Genomic DNA, 24850 nt, shown 5'->3' with positions numbered 1-24850 from the left:
TCCACACCGGGGTGTCACGGCCCGGTCCGCAGATCCCCGACGAACTGCTCGCAGACCGCCGCCAGGGGCTGCCAGCTGCCGGCGGGGTACTGGCAGCCCACGCTGATCTGCACGCCGGAGTCCGCCATGACCTGCCAGCGCACCGTGGTGCCGTCGGCCGGATGTTCCTCGTAGGACAGGCCGGGCCGGCCGCCGAAGACGACATCGCGCCGCAACGGGCTCACGGTGCCCGCGGGCCGCCCGGCGATCTGGGTGTCGAGCGCCGCGGCGACCTCGTCGATCCCCGAACCGCTCGGGAGGGCTTTCTGAACCATCGAAATACGTTGGCGCACACCGCTATCCGGTGACAGGTCGATCCGGGTATCCGAACGGTTCGCGATGTGCCAGCCGGTCGGTACCTGCGCGCGCACCCGGCCGAAGGTTTCCAGGGAAGATGTCGCGGTCGCACGGGTGCGAGTGGCCGTCTCCGATGCCGTGTGGGGCGAATCCTCGCCGGATCTCGTGAGCATCACCCCGACAGCGACCCCGACGGCGATGACCGCGATCACCGCGGCCGCGACGAGGACGATCGGGTTGCGCCGCCGCGGTGGCGACTGGATCGTGGCGGCGTGATCGTGCAGCGAACCCGTCCACGGAGCCGGCGGTTCGGTCCGCGCGATGTGCGGGGCGGCCGGCCCGGCCGGACCGCCGCGGATCAGGTCGAGGCCCGACATCGCGCGCAGGTCGACACCGAATCCGTATCGCCGGGTGAGGTCTTCGCGCAGCTCGCCGAGTACGGCCGGGTCCGAAATGCCCAGGACGGCCAGATAGCTGGGCTTGTGGCCGCCGAGCAGACGGTCGATGACCTCGGCCACCGCGTCGATACCCCGGCCCTCGGCGAGGTCGGCCGAGCCCAGGGTCGGCTCGTGCTCACAGGCCTCGATCCAGGTCTCGGTACCCGATCGTCCGGCCAGCGTCACGGTCGTGCTGAGCGGACTCGATTCGACCACGGCGACGCGCTGCAGCTGGGAGGTGCTCGCCGACAGCCGGACCACCCGCAGAGCCAGCGGTTCGACCGTGACGTCGCCGACCAGGCGCCGCGCTCCCGCCTCCAGTGCCCGCCGTCGCCGCGCCCCCCATTCCGAGGGGCTCACCACCGTCATCCGATCGCATGGTCCGGGCAGACGCAGGTTGGTCAGTACCGTGCCGAAGACCGCGGCGAAGGCATCGGCGACGGTGGGCAGCGCGGGAGCGAACGCGATGCGATCGGCGTCGGCCAGCCGGACCACCGATACCGCCGGGTATGGCGGTTGAAGTGGTTCTCCCACAATGAGACTCGCGCCATCACTGGCCGGCGTCACCGAGGGAGCGCCGTCCCAGTGGGTGGTCTCGCTGCGCGCCCACAATCGGGTGTCGGTCAGGATCAGGTCGACGGTGGACATCAGCCGGGTATCCGGATCTTCACGCTGAGCGGCACGGCCTCCCCCTTCCAGGCTGGTCTCGCGGCATGGTACTACTCCGGGCCGATGACCATCCGGCGCGGACCTCGCACCGATCAGAAACTGTTGGCCAGCAACGCATACGCCGCGTTCACACGTCGGTCGACATCGTCGCGGCTGTTGGCGTTCACCACCTCCACATACCGGCGGTACGGCACATAACAGCGGAATTTGCTGTCCTTCTGCGCATCTCCGGAGCTGTTCAGCGCGAGGCATTTCGCCCCCGGGACGCCCCGGGGTGCGTCCGCCGGATCGTACTGCCGTCCGGAGCTGGTGATCATTCCGTTGATCAGCCGGGTACCGGCATCGGTGTCGCGCACCCGCATCACCGAACTGTTGTCGGCGACCGCGATCGCATCCATCCCGGTGTCGTCCACCAGGCGCTGGCGGCCCGGCACATCGGAGGAGATGGTGACGAAGGCGGGTGCGCCGTAGACGGCGAAGTCGTTCACATCGGGTGTGCGATTCGATCGATCTTCGACCACCGCGCGGGCGAGCAGCCCGCCCGGATCGACGGGAAGCGAATCCAGCTGGTTCTGCGGAGTCGCGTGGAACTGCTCCAGCGCGGGAACTTCCGCGTCGAGCGTCTTCTGCACCCAGGCCAGCAGATCCGCCTCCTCGGCCCGCGGACGCTCGACGAACAGCGAGATCACGAACTGTTTGTAGGGCATGAAGGTACCGATGGTCGCGATACCGGGCCGGTAGTGGACGAACGCGTCCGGATACTTCGGCAGGGTGAGTTTGCGATTGAGGTCCGGTGCCACCCCGAAATCGGCATCCTCGAGTTGCTGCGCCGCCGCGCGTGCGGCGGCCTCGTCGGGGAAGCGCATCACCAGATCGGTCACCGAGGTGGCCGCGCGGTCCATCGAGCCGGTCTTGTCGGAACCCGCCGCGACATATCCCACGACCATCTTGTTCCGGTCGAGCGCCGGTTTCGACACCACCGCGAGCAGATGCCGGGTGGCATCGCCGCTGTCGACGACGACACGTCCCCCCGAACCGGCCGTCAGGCTCGGATCGATGCGAATACCGGATACGACGGCGTCCGACATCCGCATACCTTCCAGCAGCGCCCCCTTGCCGGCGGCGGGGCCGTCGTAGCTGTGCCGGTCCACCGGATACTGCCCGACATCGAGTGTGCGGACATCGATCTCGGCCGCGGTCGGGGTGCCCTGCACTCCGCACCCGGCGAGTGCCCCCGACACCAGTGCCGCGCAGGTGAGGATCAGAGATCTGTGAAGTGTTCGGCCCATGGAATGCCCCCGTTCTGCCGGTACTCTCTCCCGGTGAAATTACCGGACCGGACCGATGGCGGGGGCCGGTGCGCGGGGATTGCCCTAACCTGGTGACTGTGGTGACCGCTGTCCTGGGATTGCTCGGAGGCCGATTCCGTTGATGGATCGGCAAGTCGAGGTCGTCGCCGGTAACCATGTCGTGGTCAGGGTCGCCGGCGCAGTGGTCGTGGTCGGGTACCGCGGGCCCGGCCGGGTGCGGCCGGACGCACCGGCCATGCGGGCCGCGGAGACGGTGGCGCAGCTGGTGTCGGAGGCATCCGAACGCGCTCCGGGCGGACCCGGCCGGACGATCGCCCGGGAAGCCACCCGCTGGCTCATGCAGGAGGCCGAACAGGTCGACGGCAGCCCGGTCGATCTGGGCATCCTCTCGCATTCCGAAACCGGGGGAGTGGCGATCTTCCTGCACGGCGCGGTGACCGCCGTCCTGGTGGGTGCGCGCGGCGCCGAGTACTACCGCGGGGTCGACGCCGCCTTCACCGTGGACCGGGTCGCCGAGCCGCCGGCCCGCGCGGTGGCCGTCTTCATCGACGACGAGCGCGGGCGGATTCCGGATCTGCCCGAGCGCGGTATCGGCTCGCTGATAGAGGGTGTGGCCGCCGCGGCCGGGGCGGTGATCTGGTTCGAAGGGGATCGGACGCGCGCCCGCGATCGTGTGGAGCGGCCCGCACCCACCGCTGCGCGGCACCGGGCCGATCCGCCGACCACCCAGCTGGACGAACAGCGGTCCGCGCCGGGGCCGGCGCAACCAGCGCCGCCGCCACCTCGGTCACCGGAAACCGATGAGCGGCAACCGATGTCGCGGCCCGGCACCGGGCCGGAGGAAACTCTCGACGATCCCCGGCTGGCCCGCACCCAGCTGCGCGGCACCAATCCCGCACCGGAACCCGATCCCGCGCTGGAACGCCGGATGGAGCAGACCGCCCGCGCGACCTCCATCTCGGTGCGGGTGATGGGTTTCACATGTGCCCGTGCCCATCCGAGCGATCCGCGTTCGGCGTTCTGCACGGTCTGCGGGATGCCCGTCGATCAGACTCAGCCGCCCACGGAGGTCGTCCGGCCACCACTGGGCATACTCGTTCTCGACGACGGGATGACCTATCTGCTGGCCGCCGATGTGGTGATCGGGCGTGATCCGGAGAATTCCGAGGCCGCCGCGCGGGGCCTGGTTCCGGTCAAGATCGAGGACTCCTCGGGCGGCATGTCGCGGGCGCACGCCGAAGTGCGCCTGGTGAACTGGGATATCACCGTGGTCGACCGGGGCTCCACCAACGGCACCCGAGCCCGGCCGGCCGGATACCGCGATTGGATCCGGCTGCAGCCCAATCAGCCGATGGTGCTACCACCGGGCTCGGAGATCATGCTCGGCAACCGGGTGCTGCGGGTCGAGCCCGCCGCACCTCCGCCGTTCGGCTGAGCGACCGGAGGCGGCAGCCGATTCGGTGTCAGGCGTAGCGCGCCTCGCAGATCTGCTGCGTGCCGAGCACTCCCGCACGGAACGCGTCGACCCGGGAGAATCCGCTCGGCACCGTATTGCCCTCCACATCACTGGCCGCGAGCCCGTCGCTGAGTAGTCCGGAGACCGCCTTGTCGAGATCGCCGGGGGACAGGGCGATGTCTCCCTGTCCCGGATCACGATGCGGGTCGGCAAGTTTCGCGGTGATCACTCCCGACAGGCACGCCGCCCGCAGACCGGTCTTCGCGCCTGTCAGTTGCTGACGCGCATTGCGTTGCACGGCCAGGGTGTATCGCGAGACGAAGACCACATAGGCGTTGTAGTCGCCGCCCACCCGGGTCGGAAAGCCGTCCTGCTCATCGGAGTCGGCCTTACCCCGCTGTACCAGTGCGGGAATGTCGGTTCCGATGGTGTTGGTCGCGGGGCAGTAGGTCACCGGTACGGTGTCGGCACCGTTGCTGCAGTTCATCAGGGCGCCGTGGAAGTCGTAGGTCGGTTCGTTCGGAATCGGCATGACCACCGCCATCGCCTTGCTCAATTCCTTCAGATTGTCCTTGGTGATCGCCAGCTCACCGCGATTGGCATCGTTGTCGAACGACTGCGGCAGATTCTTGCGGCGGCGCTGGATGTCCTTCATATCTATCGTCTTGCAGCCCTTGGGCCCATCGGTGAAGCCGATCTGCACGGCGGTGACCCGTTCGAAGGCCGATCCGTGCACGGATTCGGGATCCTCGGGGTTGGCATCGCGGATGGCGACGGTCGCGGCGAGCACATTGTTGAGGCCGTCGGAGGTGTTGATCGTGAAGTGCGTGGCCTTGTCCTCGGCGACGTGCCGCATGAACGCACCGGCGAAACAGTCCGCCTGCTGTTCCTTGACGATGACCGGATCCTTGGCGGAGACGATGTGCGACATGGTCTGGATGGCGTGGCCGTATTCGTGGGCGAGCACCATCACCACCGCCATCTTGCCGAAACTGTCCTGCATCATCGGCAACAGCACCGCACGGTCCCAGCCGACCGAGTTGTCCAGCCGGCAGTAGGCGGCATTGACCAAGTGATAGGTCGTGTCCTTACAGAACTGGGTCTCCTGCGATCGCGGTGCCTTCGCACTCCACGAGTAGAACTTCGTGACCGGGGCGAATTCACCGTCGAATTCGTTGTGGTACTCGCCGCGCCAGAAGCTCTGGATGTCGTCGATCGCATTGAGCGCCAACGTGTCCACCGCACCCTTGTCGCCACCGGTGGCGGTGAGCGCGGCGTCCGGGACGTTCGGCCGGGGCCCGCTGGGGCCGCTGGTGGTGGGCAGTCCGGCGACCTGGAAGGGATCGTCGTAGATGGATACGGCATGCCCGCTGGTGGTGACGGTGCATCCGGTGAGAACCCCCACCATCAGCACCAGTGCGGCGAGTATCGCCGTCACCGGGCGTTTCGCCATGTCCCCTACCTCCCGGGCCGCAATTCGATCTCCTCGTCCACACCGCACGGGCCAGAGGCGGCACGTTCGCCCCCCTACCGATGTCGCGGCCATCGCATATTATCCGGCACATGTCATTACCGGGGGCGCAGAAGATCACCGTGCGCCATGAGGGAACGGATCGGACCTTCGAGAACACTCAACAGGTGACCCTGGGGCGCGCACCCGAGGTCACCGTGTTCGTCGACAGCCCGCTGGTTTCTCGTGTGCACGCGACACTTGTTTGGCAGGGGGGCGCCTGGCTGCTCTCCGACAACGGCAGTACGAACGGCGTTTTCGTGGATTCGCTGCGGATCAACCGGCCGGTGCCGGTGGATCGGCCGATGCAGATCCGGCTCGGCGACGGGCTCACCGGCCCGCTGGTGCATCTCCTTCCCGAGGCCGGGGCACGGCCGGCGCCGCCCACGCGGGCTCAGGGATCGGGGCGCGGACCGAATCCGCCCGGGCCCGACAATCGGGGACGAGGCGGGGGGCCGGACCAGCGCCGGCAGCCGCCACAGCAATCCGGGCAGATGCGCCGTCCGCCCGCTCCGCAGCCGCCCGCCCGCCCGATGCAGCGACCGAATCAGCGTCCGTCGCAGCCCATTCCGACCGCCGACGGCGCCCCGAACATCAATATGACCACCAAGGCCGACACCTCGGCGCTGCCACCGGTGCGAGCCCGCGTCTCGACCGCGCCGGTGGCTCGTGCCGACCGGATTCCGCCCGGTGGGTTGACCATCGGCCGTACCAGTGACAACCAGATCGTCGTCAACGATCCGCTGGCCTCGCGCCGGCACGCGCGTCTGGTCAAGGGTTCCGAGGGGCTGGTCCTCGAGGACCTCGGCTCCGCCAACGGCACCTTCGTCAACGGCCGCCGCGAGCAGCGGGTCGCACTGCGCGAACGCGATATCGTCACCATCGGTAACGTCGACTTCGTCGTGGCCGAAGGTGCGCTCAAGCACCGCAAGAAGCCGGTCACCGAGCAGGGCCTCACCGTGCACGGCGTGGGTTTCGTCGTCGAGGGCAACAAGCAGTTGCTGGTCGACGTCAACATGGAGGCCCGCCGCGGAACGCTCACCGCGCTCATCGGACCGTCCGGCGCCGGTAAATCGACATTGTCGAGACTCATTGCGGGAACGACACATCCGTCCGCCGGTGTGGTCACCTTCGAGGGCCGCAACCTGCACGCCGAATACGAGGCCATGCGCAGTCGTATCGGCATGGTGCCGCAGGACGATGTGCTGCACCGCCAGCTCACCGTGCGCCAGGCCCTCGGCTTCGCCGCCGAACTGCGCCTGCCGCCGGACTCCTCGAAGGCCGATCGCCAGCAGGTCATCGACGGGGTACTCAAGGAACTTTCGCTGACCGAGCACGCCGATACCCGCGTCGATCGGCTCTCGGGTGGTCAGCGTAAACGCGCGTCGGTGGCTCTGGAACTGCTCACCGGTCCCGCGCTGCTGTTGCTCGACGAACCCACCTCCGGTCTGGATCCGGCGCTGGACCGTCAGGTCATGACCATGTTGCGCGAGCTGGCCGACGCCGGGCGCACCGTCATCGTGGTCACCCACTCGGTGGCCTGCCTGGACATGTGTGATCAGGTGCTGCTGCTGGCGCCCGGTGGTAAGACCGCGTTCTGCGGGCATCCGGCCGGTGTCGGTGATTTCCTCGGCACCAGCGACTGGGCGGAGATCTTCGCCCGGGTGGCCGCCGATCCGGATGGGGCGTTCGCGAACTATCGCTCCCGGCAGGCCGCGGCACCACCACCTCCGCCCCCGGTCGCACCCCGCGGCGTGGTGGGACAACCACCGAAATCCAGCGCACCGAAACAACTCTCGACATTGTCACGCAGACAGGTTCGCCTGATTCTCGCCGATCGCGGGTATCTGGCATTCCTGGTCGTGCTGCCGTTCGTGCTGGGTGTGCTGTGTCTGGTGGTCCCCGGGAAGAACGGGTTCGCGGCCGCGCCGTGGGTCATGGGGCCGGACGGTCAACTGCATCCGCAGCCCACCGGTGGTAGTGAATCCCAGCAGCTACTGGTGGTTCTCATCCTCGGCGCGTGCTTCATGGGATCCACGCTGACCGTTCGTGACCTCGTCGGGGAGCGGGCGATCTTCCTGCGGGAACGGGCCGTCGGCTTGCTGCCCTCGGCCTATCTGCTGGCGAAGGTGATGGTGTTCGGCATCGCCGCCCTGCTGCAGTCGGCGGTGCTGGTCGCGATCGTGCTGGCCGGCAAGAACCCGCCGGGCAAGGGTGCGTTGATCCCGTCGGGTTCCCTCGAGCTCTATGTGGACATCGCGCTGACCGCGGTGACCTGTGTGGTGGTGGGTCTGCTGCTGTCGACTCTGGCGAAGTCCAACGAACAGGTCATGCCGCTGCTGGTGGTCATGATCATGTGCCAGCTGGTGATGGCCGGCGGCATGATCCCGGTCACCGATCGCATAGTGCTGGAACAGATTTCCTATGTGTTCCCGTCGCGCTGGGGTTTCGCGGCGGGATCGTCGACGATCGATCTGAGAACGCTGTTCGTGAATGCCCAACCCGATCCGATCTGGCAGCACACCGGCGGCTTCTGGGCCCTCGACGCGTTCATGTTGATAGCGCTCACCGCACTGCTGTCCACGCTGACGTGGTGGCGTCTGCGACTGAAGAAAACGGCGGGATGACGGGGTCCGGGAGCGCACCGAGGCGACACCAGGCACACTTATGGCTGTGACGGCTCGAATTGGGGCGATACATCTCGGATGGGATGTGGTGTCCGTGGCCGCCGGCGGCGGCGGGACACCGATCCGCCCGGTACAGGTGGAAGGCACGTATACGCCGCCGGCGTACCTGCTGGCTGATAAATCCGGGCGTCTGCACACCGCGGGCGCGGAACGGCAGCGGCCCGATCTGGGCATCGCGATCTCCGATGTCCGCGACATCCTCGGGCATCAGCAGATCCGGATCGCGGGGGCGACCTGGCCGGCCGAACTGGTGTTCCGCGCACGGCTCTACAACCCGCTGGCCGCGATCGGCACCCGGCTGCGCGGCAAACCCGATGTGGTCGCGCTGCCGTTCCCGGACGACTGGGCCGACGAGAAGGTGGAGGAGTACTGCCGCCTGATCGAGCAGATGGGGGTCGACACCGATCCGCTGCCGGAATCGGTGGCGCTGTCGGGATACGTGCGCGCGCTGGGTCTGGTGTCCCCGCCCGCGCGCGGCCGACGCGGCGTCGGCGCCACCGGGGTCTACTCCGACGGCCGGGTATGCCTGGTGGTGGCGGTCGACGGTGACGACGAACAGCCCACCGAATCGGTGGGCGTGCCGATCTCGGCGGACTCGATCCGTGACGCGCATTCCGCGGACAACGTCGTGATCGAGGTGATGGCGGCGGCCCGGGCCATCGGTGCGGACACCTCGACGGTGCTGCTCACCGGCAATGTCTGCTTCAACGACGCGCTGCGCCTGGCCTTCCAGAACCATCTGGGCCATCGGCTGCGGGTCGCCGACCATCCGATGCACGCGCTGGTGCTCGGTGCGGCGCATCTGCTGATCACCGACAGCGAATACGCCGAGATGGATTCCGCCCCCGAACCCGCGCCGCCCCGGGCGGCGCCGCAGCATCCCGAGGACGCCGGCCGGCATGCTCGTCGCGGCGGGGAAACCGGTTCCGCACCAGCGGTCGATCCGCGATCCCAGCAACCTGCCCGGCCGCCGGACGGCCGCCATGCGGCCCGTGGCGGCGGGCCGGGGTCCGGACCGCAACCGACAGTCCCCGGCGCGGGTGACCCGCCGGGCGATCCGGGAGGCAGGTTCACCCGCCCCCCGGACCTGCCGGTCGATGAGCAGCGCACCACCGTCCTCGGACGGCCGGGTGCGCCATCGGCCGGCGAAAGCGAACACAAGGGCTGGGGCAAGCTCAAGGACAATCTGTTCGGTGCACCGGCCATCGCGGGCGTGGTCGCGCTGGCCGCGATCGGCGCCTACGCCGACGGCAACGCCGATCTCACGGGGCCGGGTACCGCACCGGTGGTGACCGTGGCCCGCGCGGCCACTCCGGATACTCAGGTGTCCGACGGTGCCTCCCAGTGCGCGATGACGGCGAACACCGGTATGCCCGTCCGGTCCGCGCAGCCGGTTTCGCAGCACGGGTGTGCCCGGCTGACCATCGACGACCTGCGGTATCTCGTTCCGGATGTGCCCGGTGCGATCGATTCGGGTCCGCCGATGCACATCTGACCGGCTACATCCGGTCGCGATGAGGGCGATTGCGGGGAGATCACCCCGCCCTGGTATCGTCCTCTGTCGGCGTGCGGTACGTCGCGGGTTCTCCGTGTCGTCACCACGAGCTCCTGGGTCTCCACCGGCCGCCAGGTGCACTCGACCGCTCGCCGGGGCTGGCAGAACATCAACGACAGACAGGGAAGCACTGTGCCTACGTACAGCCCGAAGGCGGGTGACGTGACCCGGCAGTGGTACGTCATCGACGCCACTGACGTAGTGCTCGGCCGCCTTGCCGTGCAGGCAGCGAATCTGCTGCGTGGCAAGAACAAGCCGACCTACGCCCCCAACGTTGACGGTGGCGATTTCGTCATCATCATCAATGCCGACAAGGTTGCCCTCTCCGGCAACAAGCGCGAGGACAAGCTCCTCTACACCCACTCCGGGCACCCCGGTGGCCTGAAGTCCCGGTCTGTCGGGCAGCTGCTCGACACCCGTCCGGAGCGCGTCGTGGAGAATGCCGTCAAGGGCATGATCCCGAAGAACAAGCTGGGCAACCAGATCATTCGCAAGCTCAAGGTCTACGGTGGCGCGGCGCACCCGCACGCCGCTCAGCAGCCCGTTCCGTTCGAGATCAAGCAGGTGGCCCAGTGACCGCTCCTGAGGAATTCAACGAGGAATACGTCGAAGAGACCGCTGTCGAGGTCGTCGACGAAGGTGCCGACTACGAGGCCGAGGGTGAGTACACCGAGGCCTTCGCCGCCCCGGTCGTGATCGACCGTCCGGTGCAGACCGTCGGCCGCCGCAAGGAGGCCGTGGTCCGGGTGCGTCTGGTGCCGGGTTCCGGCCAGTTCACGCTGAACGGCCGCACCATCGAGGATTACTTCCCGAACAAGGTGCATCAGCAGCTGGTCAAGTCCCCGCTGGTCACCGTCGAGCGCACCGAGAACTTCGATGTGCACGCTCGCCTGCACGGCGGCGGCCCGTCGGGTCAGGCCGGCGCGCTGCGCCTGGCCATCGCCCGTGCGCTGATCGAGGTCACCCCGGACGACCGTCCCGCCCTGAAGCGGGCCGGCTTCCTGACTCGTGACCCGCGTGCCACCGAGCGCAAGAAGTACGGCCTCAAGAAGGCCCGCAAGGCTCCGCAGTACTCGAAGCGCTGAGCGGAATTGCAGCATGGCCTGGGCCGGGCGTGGTTGCGCGAGCTACCGCCTCCGGGCCTGACCGACCATGCTGGGTCTTGCAGCGTACGACCCACCTGTCCGGCACCCGGTGTGCCGGACAGGTTGCGGTCGGCGCGACCACAGTACGAGAGCAGGCACCCGTTCCGGGCGCCTGCTCTCGTACTGTATCGATGGACGGTCGGCCCGGGGCCGGGCAGCCCGCACGATCGTGCGGTGGCCTTCGCGCGCACCGTAATTCAACCCGAGGGGCGAGATAGATGGGGCGTTTGTTCGGTACCGACGGAGTCCGCGGTCTGGCCAACGAATCGCTGAGTCCGGAACTGGCACTGCAGATTTCGGCCGCCGCGGCGCAGGTGCTGGGCCGGGGCCGGGCGCGCGGGGTGGCCGTGGTCGGCCGGGACCCGCGGGCCAGCGGTGAGATGCTCGAAGCGGCGGTGACCGCGGGATTGACCGCCGCCGGAATGGACGTGCTGTCGGTCGGGGTGCTGCCGACGCCGGCGGTGGCCTACCTGACCGCCGCGTACGACGCCTGCCTGGGCGTGATGATCTCCGCTTCGCACAATGCCATGCCCGACAACGGCATCAAGATCTTCGCCGCCGGTGGGCACAAGCTCGACGACGGCGTCGAGGATCGGATCGAGGAACTGGTCCGGACGAAATCCTTCGTCCGGCCGACCGGTGCGGGTATCGGACGGGTACTCGGCGTCTCCGGCGTCGACGGGCGCGTGGACGAACACTACGACCACGCCGGGCGGCACGAGCGTTACGTCGCGCATCTGGTCGAGGCGACCGGTCGTGATCTGTCCGGGATCACCGTGGTCGTCGACTGTGCCCACGGCGCGGCCTCCGATGTCGGTCCCGCCGCCTATCGCGCGGCCGGTGCCCGGGTGATCGCGATCAACGCGGAACCGAACGGGCTCAACATCAACGAGGGCTGCGGTTCGACCCATCTCGAACAGATTCAGGCCGCGGTGGTCGAACACGGCGCCGATCTCGGGCTCGCCCACGACGGTGATGCCGACCGCTGCCTGGCGGTCGACGCCTCCGGTCAGGTGGTCGGTGGTGACCCGATCATGGCGATTCTGGCGCTGGCGATGCACGAGGCGGGCGAGCTGGTGGACGATACCCTGGTCGCGACCGTCATGAGCAATCTCGGCCTGCACATCGCACTGCGTGACGCCGGAATCACGGTGCGCACCACCGCGGTCGGCGATCGCTACATCCTCGAGGAGTTGCGCCGCGGTGGCTTCGCTCTCGGCGGGGAACAGTCCGGGCACGTGGTCTTCCCGCGTTTCGGCACCACCGGCGACGGTGTGCTGACCGGTCTCAAGGTGATGGCGCGGATGGCGGAAACCGGCCGCAGCCTGGCCGATCTCGCCGGTGTGATGACGAATGTTCCGCAGGTCCTGGTGAATGTCCAGGTCGCCGACAAGGCGGCGGTGGCCGCGGCGCCCGAGGTACGCGAGGCGGTTGCCGAGGCCGAGCGACTGCTCGGGGACGACGGCCGAGTCCTGTTGCGTCCGAGTGGCACCGAACAGCTCATCCGGGTGATGGTCGAGGCCACCGATGCGCATCGCGCCAAACAGCTCGCCGATGATCTGGCCAAAACCGTGGCCGCGGTCTGACCGCCGGGCGTTTCGACGCCGGAGGGGGTGCGCGAGCATCCTGGGGGTGCGGTTGTACGGGAGTCGTCGCGGGCCGCGATTCGGCGCCGACGGTCCCGGGGGTTTTGCCGATCCGATGACTATCAGCTGGTAGAAGGTCATCCGTACATGGCGTGATACCGCATACTGGAGTGTGCGCAACGTCGTTGCGGCCCCGGTGGTCCCGGAGATGGGGGCGCGTCCGTCGGTTCCGGGAAGTATGGTGGGACGCGAATCATGATGCGACAGCGAAGCTTGATTTCCGTGAGGGGGAACAGTGGACCCGCTGAAGCTTGATAAGAGCCCGACGCCGGATCGACCCGCGAGTTCGGATCCAGCCGGCCCCGCCGCACCGGACCGGGTCATGCGGGTGGATCCCGCGGCCATGGCAACGTACACCGCCATCGCGAATACCGTTTCCCAGCAGCTCGCCTCGGCGGCATCGGTCACCGCGGGTGCGGTGGACGCCCAGAAGCTCACCGCCGATCTGGGCATCGTGGGTGCCGATTTCGCGGCCAAATTCGTTGCCGCGGTGTCCGAGCATGCCCAGGCTCTGTCCACCGCGGGCAAACTGGTGTCGGCCTACGGCCGGACCCTGGACACCTACACCACGGGAGTGCAGGGTTCCGATACGGACTCGGCCGCCGCGATCGCCGGAACGGAGCAGCGGATATGAGGCGCCCGACAGCACTGCGGCGGCGCCCTTCCAGCAGCCCGGGCGATAACACCGCCCCCGCAACGAGTTCCGATCCCACCACGGATCCGCCGATCATCGCGACCTTGATACAGCCCCTGCTGGCCTTGCGTGCCTCCTTGGGCACCGGGGTGGGGGCGCCCGATGCGGTCATCACCACCGCGTTGTCCACTGCCTCCACACAGGCCGCCGACACCGAGGGCCCGCACCGGGACGGTGTCCACGCCCTGGAGTCCACCTGGACCGGACCGGGTTCGGATGCCGCCGTTCCGGCCTTGCGTACCACCCAGACTCAGATCGGTGACATCTCCGACCGCGGCCCGGCCTATCTCGGTGTGCTCTCCGATGCGCACACCACGAGTGCGCGAGCGGCCGGGCGGGTGGACCGGATCATCGCCGATTTCCGGAGCGACGCCCGCAGCATCCTGGGCAACGCCAAATCCGCGCCGGACACCGACGCGGTGATCAACCGTGCCACCCAGGCACTGCGCGACGCGATCACCACCGTCACCTCGGCTCGCACCGAAATGGACGACCACTCGCGTCGTCTGGACGCGATGGGTCCGCTCACCGTCACCACTCCCGCCGGACTGTCGGACTCGTCATCGCTGGACGAGGACACCACGTCGGATCGTCCCAGTGGCTACAGCGCCGCTCCCGCACCGTCGGTCGCACTCCCCGGCCAGCTCGGCGCGGCGCCCGGGCAGCCGGTCGATCCGGCTCAGCTCGCTCAGCTGCAACTGCAGCAGCTGCTCATTCAGGCCGGTGTGGATATCGGCACCTCCGCGATCAACGCGGGTGTGGACATCGGTACCCACTTGATCGACAAGATCGCCGAGGTCGGCACGCACACCATCGATACGGTGGCCTCCTCGGTCGATCAGGCGATTCCGCAGTTGATCAATCCGGACGGCGCCGACAAGACCAGCCCGGCGGGCACATCGGGCGATTCGCAGAGCAAGCTGTTCGACTTCGGCCCCGGTGTGGGACATACCGCCCCGGGGACCACCGGTCCCGGATCGATCATCCCGGGCGCGCCCGCGGACAAGGCGGACAAGCCGACGGACAAGCCGGACGCCCCTGCGCCGCCCTCGTCCGTCATTCCGCCGGCCGCCGACAATTCGGCGCCGCCGGTGCCGAAGCTGCCCACGCCTGCACCCGCGCCGGAACCACCGCCACACCCCGGAGGTGTGGCGGGCGGTATGGCGCTGCCGCCGCCGGCTGGTGGCGGACAGGACCACAAGCCCCGCGACGGTCAACTCGGTGTCACCGTGCCGGCGGCCGAAACCACGGTTCCCGCCGCTGTGATCGGCGACTTCGGCGATGACACGGTCTGAGCGGGATCCGGAGCAGGACAACCCCTTCGACCTCGGTCTGCCGATGGTCAGTACGCCCGTCGGTAAACAAGGGCGAGCCAGGCGGGCGGGGCGGCGCAAACCCCGCCGCCCGGTCGCGGCCTCCACATCTGGCCCCGCGTCCGCGCCACCCCGGCCAGTTCCCGGATCCCCGGTGTACCCGGCTGGGGACTGGGAGCAATGGCTGGAACCCACCGAACGGAGGGAGCCCGAACCCGCCGAGCCGGAGCCGCGCCGGATCCCGATCGGCGGTCCGTTGGAACAGCCCGATCCGGTGGGCAAACCCGCACTCGTCCCCGGGATCGTCGATCGTTCGGGCGGAAATCCGGGGCCGGCGTTGCGGCGGCGGCCGACGGGGCCGCGCCGCGACCGCCGTCGCGGTGAGAAGCTGCTGGCGGCACTGACTTTGATCGGTGTGGGCATCGTGGTCGTCTCGGTGGTACTCACCGTCATCCACACCGGCAATCGATCCACCCCGCCGGTGGCCACCAAGCCCTCGATGATCGCCGCCGTACCGATGAACACCTCGGCCGCCCCGGCGGCGCCGGCCACCTCGATGCCCCCGTCGTCGTCGATCGCGACCGACGGCTGCGAACAGAAGCGCACCGCTGAGGTGGTGTCCGGAACCGATCCGGGCGGCACCGGAACGGGGCCCGATGCGATCCTGGCGTTCGAGCGCGCGTATTACGTGCAGCGCTCGGGATACGCGGCGCGCGCGGTCGTGGCCGATGATTCCTCGGTACCGCCGGCCGATCAGATCCAGCGCGGTATCAACCAGGTCCCGGTCGGTACCCGTTACTGTGTGCAGGTCACCCGCACCGGCGACGAGGGGCAGTGGGAAGTACGCCTCACCCAGCAGCTGCCCGATGAACAGCCACACGCATTCACCCAGATCATCGGTACCCGAACCGAATCGGGCCGTACCCTGATCACCGCCATCGCCGCGGGTTGAGCCGGCGACAGCTCAGAACCGGGCGTGCACGAATCCGGTGAACGGCACCAGGAATCCGCCGATCTCGCAGACGATCAACGCGTACATGGCCAGCCGCAGCGGCAGCGCGATCTCGCCACGGAACTGGTTGGTGGTGTCGCGGCGCAGGCCGTGCAGGCAATAGGAGCCGATGGCGCCGGCGAAGAACGCGAGAACGATCAGGGCCGCCACGAGATTCACCGCGGTGGGCCAGTCCGAGAGTTCGACGAATACCGCGAGCAGCAGGGCCGCGAAGCTGTAGAGCAAGGCGGCTCGATGCGCGATGTCGACATACGGATGTGCCTGCCCCTGTTCGGATGTCCGCATGCCGTGGTACTTCCAGACACCGAGCAGCAGGGCCCAGACGAACAGGAGCCCGGCGATCAGCAGCGTGATCCGGGTATCGGTTCCGAGTGGTATCTGTTCCATCGAGGTCTCCTGTGCGGCGTGGCGCGTTTCGGCTCGGTGCGCGAGCCGGGCGGCTCAGTGATCGTCTGCCAGCTGTCCGGCGGTCATCCGCCAGCGCCGTGTCGCGCGTACCGAATCGAGCATGCGCCGGTCGTGCGTGACCAGTATCAGGGTGCCGTCGAATGTTTCGACTGCCTGCTCCAGTTGCTCGATGGCGGGCAGATCCAGATGGTTGGTCGGCTCGTCGAGCACCAGCAGATTGACCCCCCGGGCCTGGAGCAGCGCCAGCGCCGCGCGGGTGCGTTCGCCTGGTGACAGGGTGTCGTTGGGCCGCAACACATGAGTGCCGCGCAGCCCGAATTTCGCCAGCAGCGTGCGCACCTCCGCATCGGGCCAGTCGGGAACCTGGGCGCCGAACGTGGCGGCGAGCGAGGCATGTCCGCGAAACAGCCCGCGCACCTGATCGACTTCGCCGACGGCGACGCCGGAGCCGAGTGCCGCACCACCGGCATCCGGGCGGGCCTTGCCGAGCAGCAATGCCAGCAGGGTGGATTTGCCCGAGCCGTTGGGCCCGGTCAGGACGATCCGATCACCCCAGTCGATCTGCGCGGTGACCGGGCCGAGGGTGAAGTCACCGCGCGTCAGCACGGCATCGGTCAGCGTCGCCACCACCGACCCGCTGCGCGGCGCCGCGGCGATCGACATCCGCAACTCCCATTCCTTACGCGGCTCCTCCACCACGTCGAGCCGTTCGATGCGCCGCTGCGTCTGCTTGATCTTCGCGGCCTGTTTCTCGGTGGACTCGGCTCGCATCTTGCGACCGGCCTTGTCGGAATCCACCTTTCGCGGATCCTTCGCCTTGCGCCGTGCGGTGCGTACCCCGTGTTCGAGCCAATTGCGTTGCCTGACCTGACGGGCCTCCAGGCCCGACCGGGTGTCGGCGTACTCCTCGTATGCCTCACGCGCGTGCCGGCGCGCGATCTCGCGTTCGGCCAGATAGGCGTCGTATCCACCGTCGTAGGTACCGACCTGTTGTTGAGCCAGGTCGAGTTCGACGATGCGATTGACGGTGCGCGCCAGGAACTCTCGATCGTGGCTGATCACCATCAGCGGCGTCCGCACGCCGGTGACGAAGTCCTCGAGCCGGGCCAGGCCGTCGAGATCGAGATCGTTGGTCGGCTCGTCCAGGAGCAGAATGTCGAAGCGCGACAACAGCACCGACGCCAGCCCCGCGCGCGCGGCCTGTCCACCGGACAGCACCGTCATGAGCGTGTCGAGTCCCTGCGGCAGGCTGGTGGCGAGCCCGAGATCGGCGGCGACCTCGTCGGCACGTGCTTCCAGATCGGCGCCACCCAGGGCCAGCCAGCGCTCCAGCGCAGCCGAATAGTCTTCCGCGGCAGCGTCGTCCGACGCACCGGCGAGACGTTCGGCAGCGGTGTCCATCGTCTGCTGGGCGGCGGTCACGCCCGTCCGGCGGGCCAGGAAAGCGGCCACCGTCTCGTCCGGCAGTCGTTCGGGTTCCTGTGCCAGATAGCCGATGGTGGCTTCCGGCGGGCTCAGGGTGATGCGTCCGTCCTGTGGACGACCCTCGGCCAATATCCGGAGCAGGGTCGACTTGCCCGCACCGTTGACCCCGACCAGGCCGATCACATCGCCGGGTGCCAGCACGAGGTCCAGATCCTCGAACAGCACCCGCTCGCCGTGCCGGGCCGTGAGGCCGTGTGCATGCAGGGTCGTACCAGTCGTACTCACCCGCACGAGTCTGCCCGGTTGGGGGTACGACCCTGAGCCCGGGCCGGTGGAAATCAGGGTGTGGGTCGGTCGCGCGCCCGATGCGCGAGCGGTTGTGCGGACGGCACTGTGGAACCAGCGCGGCACCAGCGCAGTCGCCGCGCACCACCGTGACCGAAGGAGAGTGCCATGACCGCCCCCACCCGCCGTCTCACCCGATCGACCGCCGACAAGTGGATCGGCGGCGTCTGCGGCGGCCTCGCCGAATACTTCGGCTGGAACGCCAACCTCGTCCGCCTGCTGTTCGTGCTGTCCTGCCTGCTGCCGGGGCCGCAGTTCATCATCTATCTGGTGCTGTGGATCGTCATCCCGAAGGTGTGACCGCACCGCGGTTGTCCACAGGCGGCCGCTCCACGCGGGTGAGTTATCCACACGTTGCCCGAACGGGGGTGCGCCGCACGGTGTTCGGATGCCAGGATGGAACAAATTCCCGCCCATCCTCGAGGAGCGCAGCCATGATCCATTCGGGCGATCTGCCGGGCCTGGACCTGCCGGAGGTCGACGCCCACTCCGACCTAGGCGGCATCGGCGCCGTGGAACTCGACCACCCGTCCCAGGACATCGACGCCGACGGCATTCTGGACACCGAGACCTTCCAGAGTGACCATTCCATGGAGGTCTGGTCCGATCTGGACCACGACGGGTTGGCCGACCACGTCAAGGTCGTCGACAACGATGGCGACTACGCGGCTTGGGAGTTCCATCACTACCCGGACGGTCGCTCCGAGTGGGTTCAGGTGGACAAGGGCAAGCTGGACAAGTGAGCCGCCGCGGACGGCTCGTTCGCCGACCGGATATCCGCACCCGGCCCGCTCGCCACAGCCCGTGGACGGTGCCGAAATGCCTGTCCGCCAGGTGGTTTCCGGGCTACGGCCGACAGCCGCGGCACGTCATTTGCGCAGGGAGCGGGCCACCTGGGCGACCTGCAGCGGCGACAACCGCTCGGGCTCGGGTTCCTCCGTCGCTTCCGGGTCCACCACCCGGGTGTGCGGGATCTCGGCCTCCGGGTCGGCGAACGCCTGGTACTTCTTGTCGCCGAGCAACTGGTAGCTGAGGTAGCCGACCAGCAGGGCGCGACTGATGCGCTGGGTCCGGGGCTCGTATTTGGTGGCGCCCAGAGCTGCCAGCGTCCGGCGTCCTTCGACGATGCCGTTCTGGGTGCCCTTGTCGACGGTGCGCAGCGATGCCGGGCCACCCCACCGCTTCGCCAGTTCGACGGCATCGCAGTTGTTGGTCGACAGATCGACGCCACCGGCGAGGATGAGGGCGGGGGTATCGATCTCGGGCGCCAGGCCCTCCGCGCTCGGGGCCGTGGGCGCGGGAAAGAGCGCGGTGACGGCGCCCACCGGGCGCTGTGCGGCGGCGATCACGGCCGCGCCGGCGCCCATACCGTGCCCGGCGAGAGCCAGCTTGTCGGGATGAACGCTGATGTCGCCGCCACCCAGGCGCACCCCGGTGCAGATGTCGAGGGTGGTGAGCAGATCGGTGGCCAGGTTCAGATGTGAGGGCAGCGGGCCGCGTTCGGTATCGGGTGCGGCGGCGACGAAACCCCAGGACGCCAGATGCTCGAGCAGCCGGCGGTAGTTCCCGGCCCCGGCGAGCCAGCCGTGCGCGAAGACGACCGCAGGCAGGTTGCGGCCCTGCTCCGGCGTGTACACCACGCCGGGCTGCCCGGCGATGCCGAGATTTCCGCGCATGATCCGGTGCGGACCGGGGCTGGTCAGAATGCTCAGGAGCGATTTCACAGACACCGACACGAGGATGAACTCTACCGATGTGCGGCCGGATCGCCGCACTGCCGGAAACCGGAGGTCCGCGCGGGAGCGCCACCAGGATCGATACCGGTCCGATTCGCGTGTCCACGGCGCCCAAGTAGGCTGGGACACCATGTGCGGAATCGTTGGCTACGTCGGGTACCGGGACGCGCTCGGCGTCGTCGTGGACGCACTACGCCGCATGGAGTACCGCGGTTACGACTCCGCGGGCGTGGCGATCTTGGACGGCGCGGGCATCGCGGTGGAGCGCAAGGCCGGTCGGCTGGCCAATCTGGAGGCCGAACTGACCGAGGCGGGGGCCGCGGCATTCGCCGGCAGCACCGGCATGGGGCACACCCGCTGGGCCACCCACGGCGCGCCGACCGACCGCAATGCCCACCCGCATCGCGACGGCACCGGCCGGGTCGCGGTGGTGCACAACGGGATCATCGAGAACTTCGCCCCGCTGCGCCGCGAACTCGAGGACATCGGGGTCGAACTGCGCAGCGATACCGATACCGAGGTGGCGGTACATCTGGTGGCGCGCGCCTACGACGAGGGCCCCACCGCGGGTGATTTCGTCGGTAGCGCGCTCGCGGTACTGCGGCGGCTCGAGGGCGCGTTCACGCTGGTGTTCACCCATGCCGATCACCCCGGCACCATCGTCGCCGCGCGCCGTTCGACCCCGCTGGTGGTCGGCGTCGGCAATGGGGAGATGTTCATCGCCTCCGATGTGACGGCCTTCATCGAACACACGCGCGAGGCTGTGGAACTGGGCCAGGACCAGGCCGTCGTGATCACCGCGGACAGCTATGCGGTGACCGATTTCCACGGCGACACCGACGGTGTGCGGACTCGTCCGTTCACCATCGACTGGGATCTGGCCGCCGCCGAGAAGGGCGGCCACGACTACTTCATGCTCAAAGAGATCGAAGAGCAGCCCGCCGGTGTGGCCGAGACGCTGATGGGGCACTTCGACAACGGGCGCATCGTGCTCGACGAGCAGCGCCTGGCCGATCAGGAACTGCGCGAGTTCGACAAGGTGTTCGTGGTGGCCTGCGGCAGTTCGTATCATGCGGGTCTGCTGGCGAAGTACGCGATCGAGCACTGGACGCGGGTACCGGTCGAGGTCGAGCTGGCCAGTGAATTCCGTTACCGCGATCCGGTTCTGGACCGGTCCACGCTGGTGGTGGCGATCTCTCAGTCGGGTGAGACGGCCGACACCCTCGAGGCCGTGCGCCACGCCAAGGATCAGAAGGCGCGGGTACTCGCGATCTGCAACACCAATGGTGCGCAGATTCCACGGGAATCCGATGCCGTGATCTACACCCGCACCGGCCCGGAGATCGGCGTCGCCTCCACCAAGGCGTTCCTGGCCCAGATCACCGCGAACTACCTGGTGGGCCTGGCGCTCGCACAGGCTCGCGGCACCAAGTATCCCGATGAGGTGGCCCGCGAGTTCGGCGAGCTCGAGGCCATGCCGAAACTGGTGTCGCGGGTACTCGAGACGGCGCCGCAGGTGCGCGAGATCGCGCGCCGGTTCGCCCATCAGTCGACGGTGCTGTTCCTGGGCCGCCACGTGGGATATCCGGTGGCGCTGGAGGGTGCGCTCAAGCTCAAGGAGCTCGCCTACATGCATGCCGAGGGTTTCGCCGCCGGTGAGCTCAAGCACGGCCCGATCGCGCTGATCGAGGAGGGGCTGCCGGTCATCGTGGTGATGCCGTCTCCGAAGGGGCGCGCGGTCCTGCATTCCAAGCTGCTCAGCAATATTCGTGAGATTCAGGCCCGCGGTGCGCGCACCATCGTGATCGCGGAGGAGGGCGACGACACCGTCCGGCCGTTCGCCGATCATCTGATCGAGATCCCTGCCGCGCCGACGCTGTTCCAGCCGCTGCTGTCGACGGTGCCGCTGCAGATCTTCGCCGCCGAGGTGGCGCAGACCCGCGGCTACGACATCGACAAGCCGCGTAACCTCGCGAAATCCGTCACCGTCGAGTGATCGCCGAATCGCCCACCGCCACAACCGCTTCGGGAGTGGGCGATCGGGCTATTCGACGGTGACCGTGCCGCGCATCTCCGGATGCAGCGGGCACAGGTAGCGGTATGTGCCGGGTACGGAGAAGGTGTAGCTCCATTCACCGTTGTCGAAGATCGGGCTGTTGATACCCATCGCCGAATCGCCGATCCCCTGGACCGCGTGCGGCACCTTGTCGGAGAACTTCCAGGTCACGGTTTCGCCGACCTTCACCGTCACGGCGTCGGGCGAGAACTTCATCTTGTGCACGTCGACGGTGACCGCGCCTGATTTGCCGGTGGTGGGAGCGGCCGACGCGGTGCCGGCGGATGCGGTGGTGGTCGACGGCGTGGATTTCGATGTGTCGGAGCCACATCCGGTGACCAGCACGGCGGTCGCCAGCGCTGCGGCGAGGAGGGCGAGGCGCGGTGCGGTGCCGATCGACATGCGAGGAAGCCTAGACCTCGTATCGATGCCCGGTTCACTCCGGCATCGGACGGGACCGCCGGATGGATGCCGGGCCGCGCGGTGCGGGCTACTCCGTGTCGACACGGCGGTGCCCGATCGGTCTCCTCGACCGCGAACGCGAAACCACCGGCGAGTATCGGCCGAGGTGACCGTGTCGCCGGCGCGCCCGGCAGGTGAACCGAGGAGGATGCGAAGCATGGCACCGGCACTGCGTGGTTACTACACCGCCGACGAGGTCCGTGCGGCGGAAGCCGAACTCTTCGAACGCGTCGCCGAGGGCGTTCCCATGCGGCGCGCGGCGTACGGACTCGCGACGGTGGTCGCGGCCGAGCTGCGTGAGCGGACCGGTGGTGTCGCCGGGCGCACGGTGACGTTGCTGGTCGGCTCGGGTGACAACGGCGGAGACGCGTTGTGGGCGGGTTCGCTGCTGCGGCGGCGGGGCGCCGCGGTCACCGCCGTGCTGTTGGCGCCCGAGCGCGCGAATCGAGCCGGGCTGGCCGCCCTGCGCCGGACCGGTGGCCGGATTCGCGATGCCGCCGCCGGACCCGCGGCCGAACTGCTCGGCGCACCGGATCTGGTCGTGGACGGCATCGTCGGCATCTCGGGTCGCGGTGCGCTGCGCCCGCGGGCTGCCGAACTCGTCGCCGCCGTGGCGGCGCCGATCGTGGCCGCCGACCTGCCCAGCGGGGTGGACCCCGATACCGGTGCGGTGACCGGACCGGCGGTGCGCGCCCAGGTGACGGTGACCTTCGGGGCCCGGAAACCGGTGCACGCGCTGGCCCCGCCGTGGTGTGGCCGAATCGAACTCGTGCCCATCGGTTTACGGCTTCCGGAGTCGAATCTGGCAGCGCTGGAACCGATGTCGATCGGCGCGGATTGGCCGGTGCCCGGTCCCGCCGACGACAAGTACTCCCAGGGTGTGACCGGAGTCTGTGCTGGCAGTGCCGTGTACCCCGGCGCGGCGGTGTTGTGCACCGGCGCCGCGGTGGCCGCGACCTCGGGCATGGTGCGGTATGCCGGGTCCGCGGCGGCGCAGGTGCTGGCCCGGTTCCCGGAGGTGATCGCCACCGGGAATCCGGCGGATACCGGCCGGGTGCAGGCGTGGGTGTTCGGACCGGGAGCGGGCGTCGACGGTGCGGCCCGCGATCGGCTCGCGGAGATCCTGTCGACCGATCTGCCGGTGGTCGTCGATGCCGACGGCCTGACCCTGCTGGCCGCCGAACCAGGACTGATCGCGGGCCGTTCCGCACCGACCGTATTGACCCCGCACGCAGGTGAATTCGCCCGCCTCACCGGTCGTGACCCGGGCCCGGACCGGGTGGCGGCGGTGCGGGCACTCGCCGGGGAATGGCGGGTGACGGTATTGCTCAAAGGCCGCGCGACCCTGGTCGCCGCACCGGGTGGCCTCGTGCTGGTCAACGAGGCCGGGGGATCCTGGGCCGCCACCGCGGGCGCCGGTGATGTGCTCTCCGGTGTGATCGGGTCACTGCTGGCCGCGGGGCGCGATCCGCAGTGGTCGGCGGCGGCCGCCGCGCGGGTGCACGCCCTGTCCGCGAATCTCGCGGCCCATGCCGGCGGTGATGCCGCCGCGCCGATTTCGGCATCACCGCTGCTACGGCACGTCAGCAGTGCCGTGCGTACCCTTCGCGGGCTCGCCGACTCGATCTGACGCCGTCACGCGCGGGCGGCCCGGCGTTCGATCGGCGCTCGCGGCAGCGGATCAATTCCCCTGGGCCGCCGCCGAAACCGATTCCCACTCTCGCCAGGTCGCCAGCCGCGATTCGTAGTCGGCGGTCGCCATCCGCAGCGGGGCGGTGCCCAGGAACAGGCGCAGCGGTGGCTTGTCGGCATCGACCACGGTCAGGATCGCGGTCCGGGTGGCCGCCGGCTCGCCGGCCGAGACCGCCGAGCGGGTGCGGTTACGCGCATCGCGGATCTCGGTGTAGGCCGGGTTCTGCTCGCTGTGCACCGACGACGGTCCGGACCAGTCGGTGCTGAACCCACCCGGTTCGATCAGGGTGACGTGGATACCGAAATCGGCGACCTCCGCGGCCAGCGACTGGGAGAACCCCTCCAGTGCCCACTTCGACGCGTGGTAGGCGCCCAGATTCGGGAAGGCGCTGATACCGCCGATACTCGACACCTGGATGATGTGCCCGCTGCCCTGCGCGCGCAGAATCGGCAGCGCCGCCTGGGTGACCCAGAGCGCACCGAACACATTGGTCTCGAACTGCGCCCGGATCTCGTTCTCGGTGAGCTCCTCGATCATGCCGAAATGGCCGTACCCGGCGTTGTTGATCACCACGTCGAGACGCCCGAAGTGCCGCGCGGCCTCGGCCACGGCCGCGAAGTCCCCCGCCCGGTCGGTGACATCGAGCGGCAGCGGCAGGAACGTGTCGGGGTAGGTGGCGACCAGATCGTCGAGTGTTTCCAGTTTGCGGGCGGTGCCGGCGACCCGGTCGCCGCGTTCGAGCGCTGCCAGGGCCCATTCACGACCGAAACCCCGCGATACGCCGGTGATGAACCAAACCTTGCTCATGAATTCCTCGGTTCGATGGGTTGGATGCGAGCCGTTCGACCCGTGCCGACCACGCTAGCCAGCTGGAGCGCACTCCAAGCAAGAGTTGTTTCGTATCGATCCGGATTCGGCTGGGCGTGCCGGGGACCACTGTGTGTCGCGTGGCAGG

21 protein-coding genes are annotated in these 24850 nt (G+C 68.7%); 13 read left to right on the top strand and 8 right to left on the bottom strand.

The window, feature by feature from the left end; translation table 11 throughout:
* Positions 1–14 precede the first annotated feature (14 nt).
* Both AB0L57_RS12490 and AB0L57_RS12485 read right to left on the bottom strand, forming a co-directional pair.
* Complete coding sequence (locus tag AB0L57_RS12490; protein ID WP_364960719.1) at positions 15–1421, bottom strand: type VII secretion-associated protein; 1407 nt, start codon at positions 1419–1421, stop codon at positions 15–17.
* A gap of 113 nt (positions 1422–1534) precedes the next feature.
* Positions 1535–2731, bottom strand: coding sequence for a hypothetical protein (locus AB0L57_RS12485; RefSeq protein WP_364960717.1), 1197 nt, complete (start codon positions 2729–2731; stop codon positions 1535–1537).
* Positions 2732–2873: 142 nt separating this feature from the next.
* On the opposite strand from AB0L57_RS12485, the gene AB0L57_RS12480 reads away from it, so the two are divergent.
* Positions 2874–4187: an FHA domain-containing protein gene (locus AB0L57_RS12480; RefSeq protein ID WP_364960715.1), complete on the top strand. Its 1314-nt coding sequence runs from the start codon at positions 2874–2876 to the stop codon at positions 4185–4187.
* Positions 4188–4215: 28 nt separating this feature from the next.
* Here AB0L57_RS12480 and AB0L57_RS12475 read toward each other — a convergent pair whose 3' ends face one another.
* A complete protein-coding gene (locus AB0L57_RS12475; protein WP_364960713.1) occupies positions 4216–5661 on the bottom strand; it encodes a metallopeptidase in 1446 nt (481 codons plus the stop codon).
* A gap of 110 nt (positions 5662–5771) precedes the next feature.
* Here AB0L57_RS12475 and AB0L57_RS12470 point away from each other — a divergent pair, with 110 nt between their 5' ends.
* From AB0L57_RS12470 to AB0L57_RS12435, 8 genes are all read left to right on the top strand, one after another.
* A complete protein-coding gene (locus tag AB0L57_RS12470; RefSeq protein WP_364960711.1) occupies positions 5772–8345 on the top strand; it encodes an FHA domain-containing protein in 2574 nt (857 codons plus the stop codon).
* A 40-nt stretch (positions 8346–8385) separates the two neighbouring features.
* Entirely contained in the window at positions 8386–9900 is a 1515-nt protein-coding gene (locus tag AB0L57_RS12465; protein WP_364960709.1) for a hypothetical protein, read from the top strand.
* A 192-nt stretch (positions 9901–10092) separates the two neighbouring features.
* On the top strand, positions 10093–10536 hold the full coding sequence (gene rplM / locus AB0L57_RS12460; protein ID WP_364960707.1) for a 50S ribosomal protein L13: 444 nt from the start codon (positions 10093–10095) through the stop codon (positions 10534–10536).
* Positions 10533–11045, top strand: coding sequence for a 30S ribosomal protein S9 (gene rpsI, locus AB0L57_RS12455; RefSeq protein WP_364960705.1), 513 nt, complete (start codon positions 10533–10535; stop codon positions 11043–11045). Before rplM ends, rpsI begins: the two co-directional genes overlap by 4 nt.
* A gap of 278 nt (positions 11046–11323) precedes the next feature.
* Positions 11324–12691, top strand: a complete 1368-nt coding sequence (glmM, locus tag AB0L57_RS12450; protein ID WP_364960703.1) for a phosphoglucosamine mutase — start codon at positions 11324–11326, stop codon at positions 12689–12691.
* 403 nt (positions 12692–13094) lie between these two features.
* The gene (locus AB0L57_RS12445) at positions 13095–13385 is read left to right on the top strand and encodes a hypothetical protein (RefSeq protein ID WP_364960701.1); all 291 of its coding nucleotides are present in this window, start codon (positions 13095–13097) and stop codon (positions 13383–13385) included.
* A 104-nt stretch (positions 13386–13489) separates the two neighbouring features.
* The gene (locus AB0L57_RS12440) at positions 13490–14740 is read left to right on the top strand and encodes a hypothetical protein (RefSeq protein ID WP_364960699.1); all 1251 of its coding nucleotides are present in this window, start codon (positions 13490–13492) and stop codon (positions 14738–14740) included.
* A gap of 172 nt (positions 14741–14912) precedes the next feature.
* A complete protein-coding gene (locus AB0L57_RS12435) occupies positions 14913–15710 on the top strand; it encodes a hypothetical protein (protein ID WP_364960697.1) in 798 nt (265 codons plus the stop codon).
* A 12-nt stretch (positions 15711–15722) separates the two neighbouring features.
* On the opposite strand, the gene AB0L57_RS12430 is transcribed toward AB0L57_RS12435, so the two are convergent.
* Together AB0L57_RS12430 and AB0L57_RS12425 are read right to left on the bottom strand one after the other, a co-directional pair.
* Positions 15723–16157, bottom strand: coding sequence for a hypothetical protein (locus AB0L57_RS12430; RefSeq protein WP_364960695.1), 435 nt, complete (start codon positions 16155–16157; stop codon positions 15723–15725).
* Positions 16158–16211: 54 nt separating this feature from the next.
* Complete coding sequence (locus AB0L57_RS12425) at positions 16212–17888, bottom strand: ABC-F family ATP-binding cassette domain-containing protein (RefSeq protein WP_364960693.1); 1677 nt, start codon at positions 17886–17888, stop codon at positions 16212–16214.
* A 168-nt stretch (positions 17889–18056) separates the two neighbouring features.
* On the opposite strand from AB0L57_RS12425, the gene AB0L57_RS12420 reads away from it, so the two are divergent.
* On the top strand, positions 18057–18248 hold the full coding sequence (locus tag AB0L57_RS12420) for a PspC domain-containing protein (RefSeq protein WP_364960691.1): 192 nt from the start codon (positions 18057–18059) through the stop codon (positions 18246–18248).
* Positions 18249–18382: 134 nt separating this feature from the next.
* Positions 18383–18691 carry a DUF6802 family protein gene (locus AB0L57_RS12415; RefSeq protein WP_364960689.1) on the top strand — a complete coding sequence of 103 codons (309 nt, stop codon included), beginning with the start codon at positions 18383–18385 and terminating at the stop codon, positions 18689–18691.
* A gap of 126 nt (positions 18692–18817) precedes the next feature.
* Here AB0L57_RS12415 and AB0L57_RS12410 read toward each other — a convergent pair whose 3' ends face one another.
* Entirely contained in the window at positions 18818–19684 is an 867-nt protein-coding gene (locus AB0L57_RS12410) for a dienelactone hydrolase family protein (protein ID WP_364960687.1), read from the bottom strand.
* A 130-nt stretch (positions 19685–19814) separates the two neighbouring features.
* Here AB0L57_RS12410 and glmS point away from each other — a divergent pair, with 130 nt between their 5' ends.
* Positions 19815–21680 (top strand): glutamine--fructose-6-phosphate transaminase (isomerizing), encoded by a 1866-nt coding sequence (glmS, locus tag AB0L57_RS12405; RefSeq protein ID WP_364960685.1) that lies wholly within the window; start codon positions 19815–19817, stop codon positions 21678–21680.
* Positions 21681–21728: 48 nt separating this feature from the next.
* Here glmS and AB0L57_RS12400 read toward each other — a convergent pair whose 3' ends face one another.
* Complete coding sequence (locus AB0L57_RS12400) at positions 21729–22142, bottom strand: plastocyanin/azurin family copper-binding protein (protein WP_364960683.1); 414 nt, start codon at positions 22140–22142, stop codon at positions 21729–21731.
* Between the two features lie 229 nt (positions 22143–22371).
* Between AB0L57_RS12400 and AB0L57_RS12395 the strand changes: the two genes are divergently transcribed.
* Entirely contained in the window at positions 22372–23832 is a 1461-nt protein-coding gene (locus AB0L57_RS12395; protein WP_364961351.1) for an NAD(P)H-hydrate dehydratase, read from the top strand.
* 51 nt (positions 23833–23883) lie between these two features.
* Here AB0L57_RS12395 and AB0L57_RS12390 read toward each other — a convergent pair whose 3' ends face one another.
* Positions 23884–24702 (bottom strand): SDR family oxidoreductase, encoded by an 819-nt coding sequence (locus AB0L57_RS12390; RefSeq protein ID WP_364960681.1) that lies wholly within the window; start codon positions 24700–24702, stop codon positions 23884–23886.
* Between the last annotated feature and the right edge of the window lie 148 nt (positions 24703–24850).

Source organism: Nocardia sp. NPDC052254, from assembly GCF_040679495.1.
Lineage (GTDB): Bacteria > Actinomycetota > Actinomycetes > Mycobacteriales > Mycobacteriaceae > Nocardia.
This window is presented reverse-complemented; position numbering and strand designations above follow the sequence as displayed.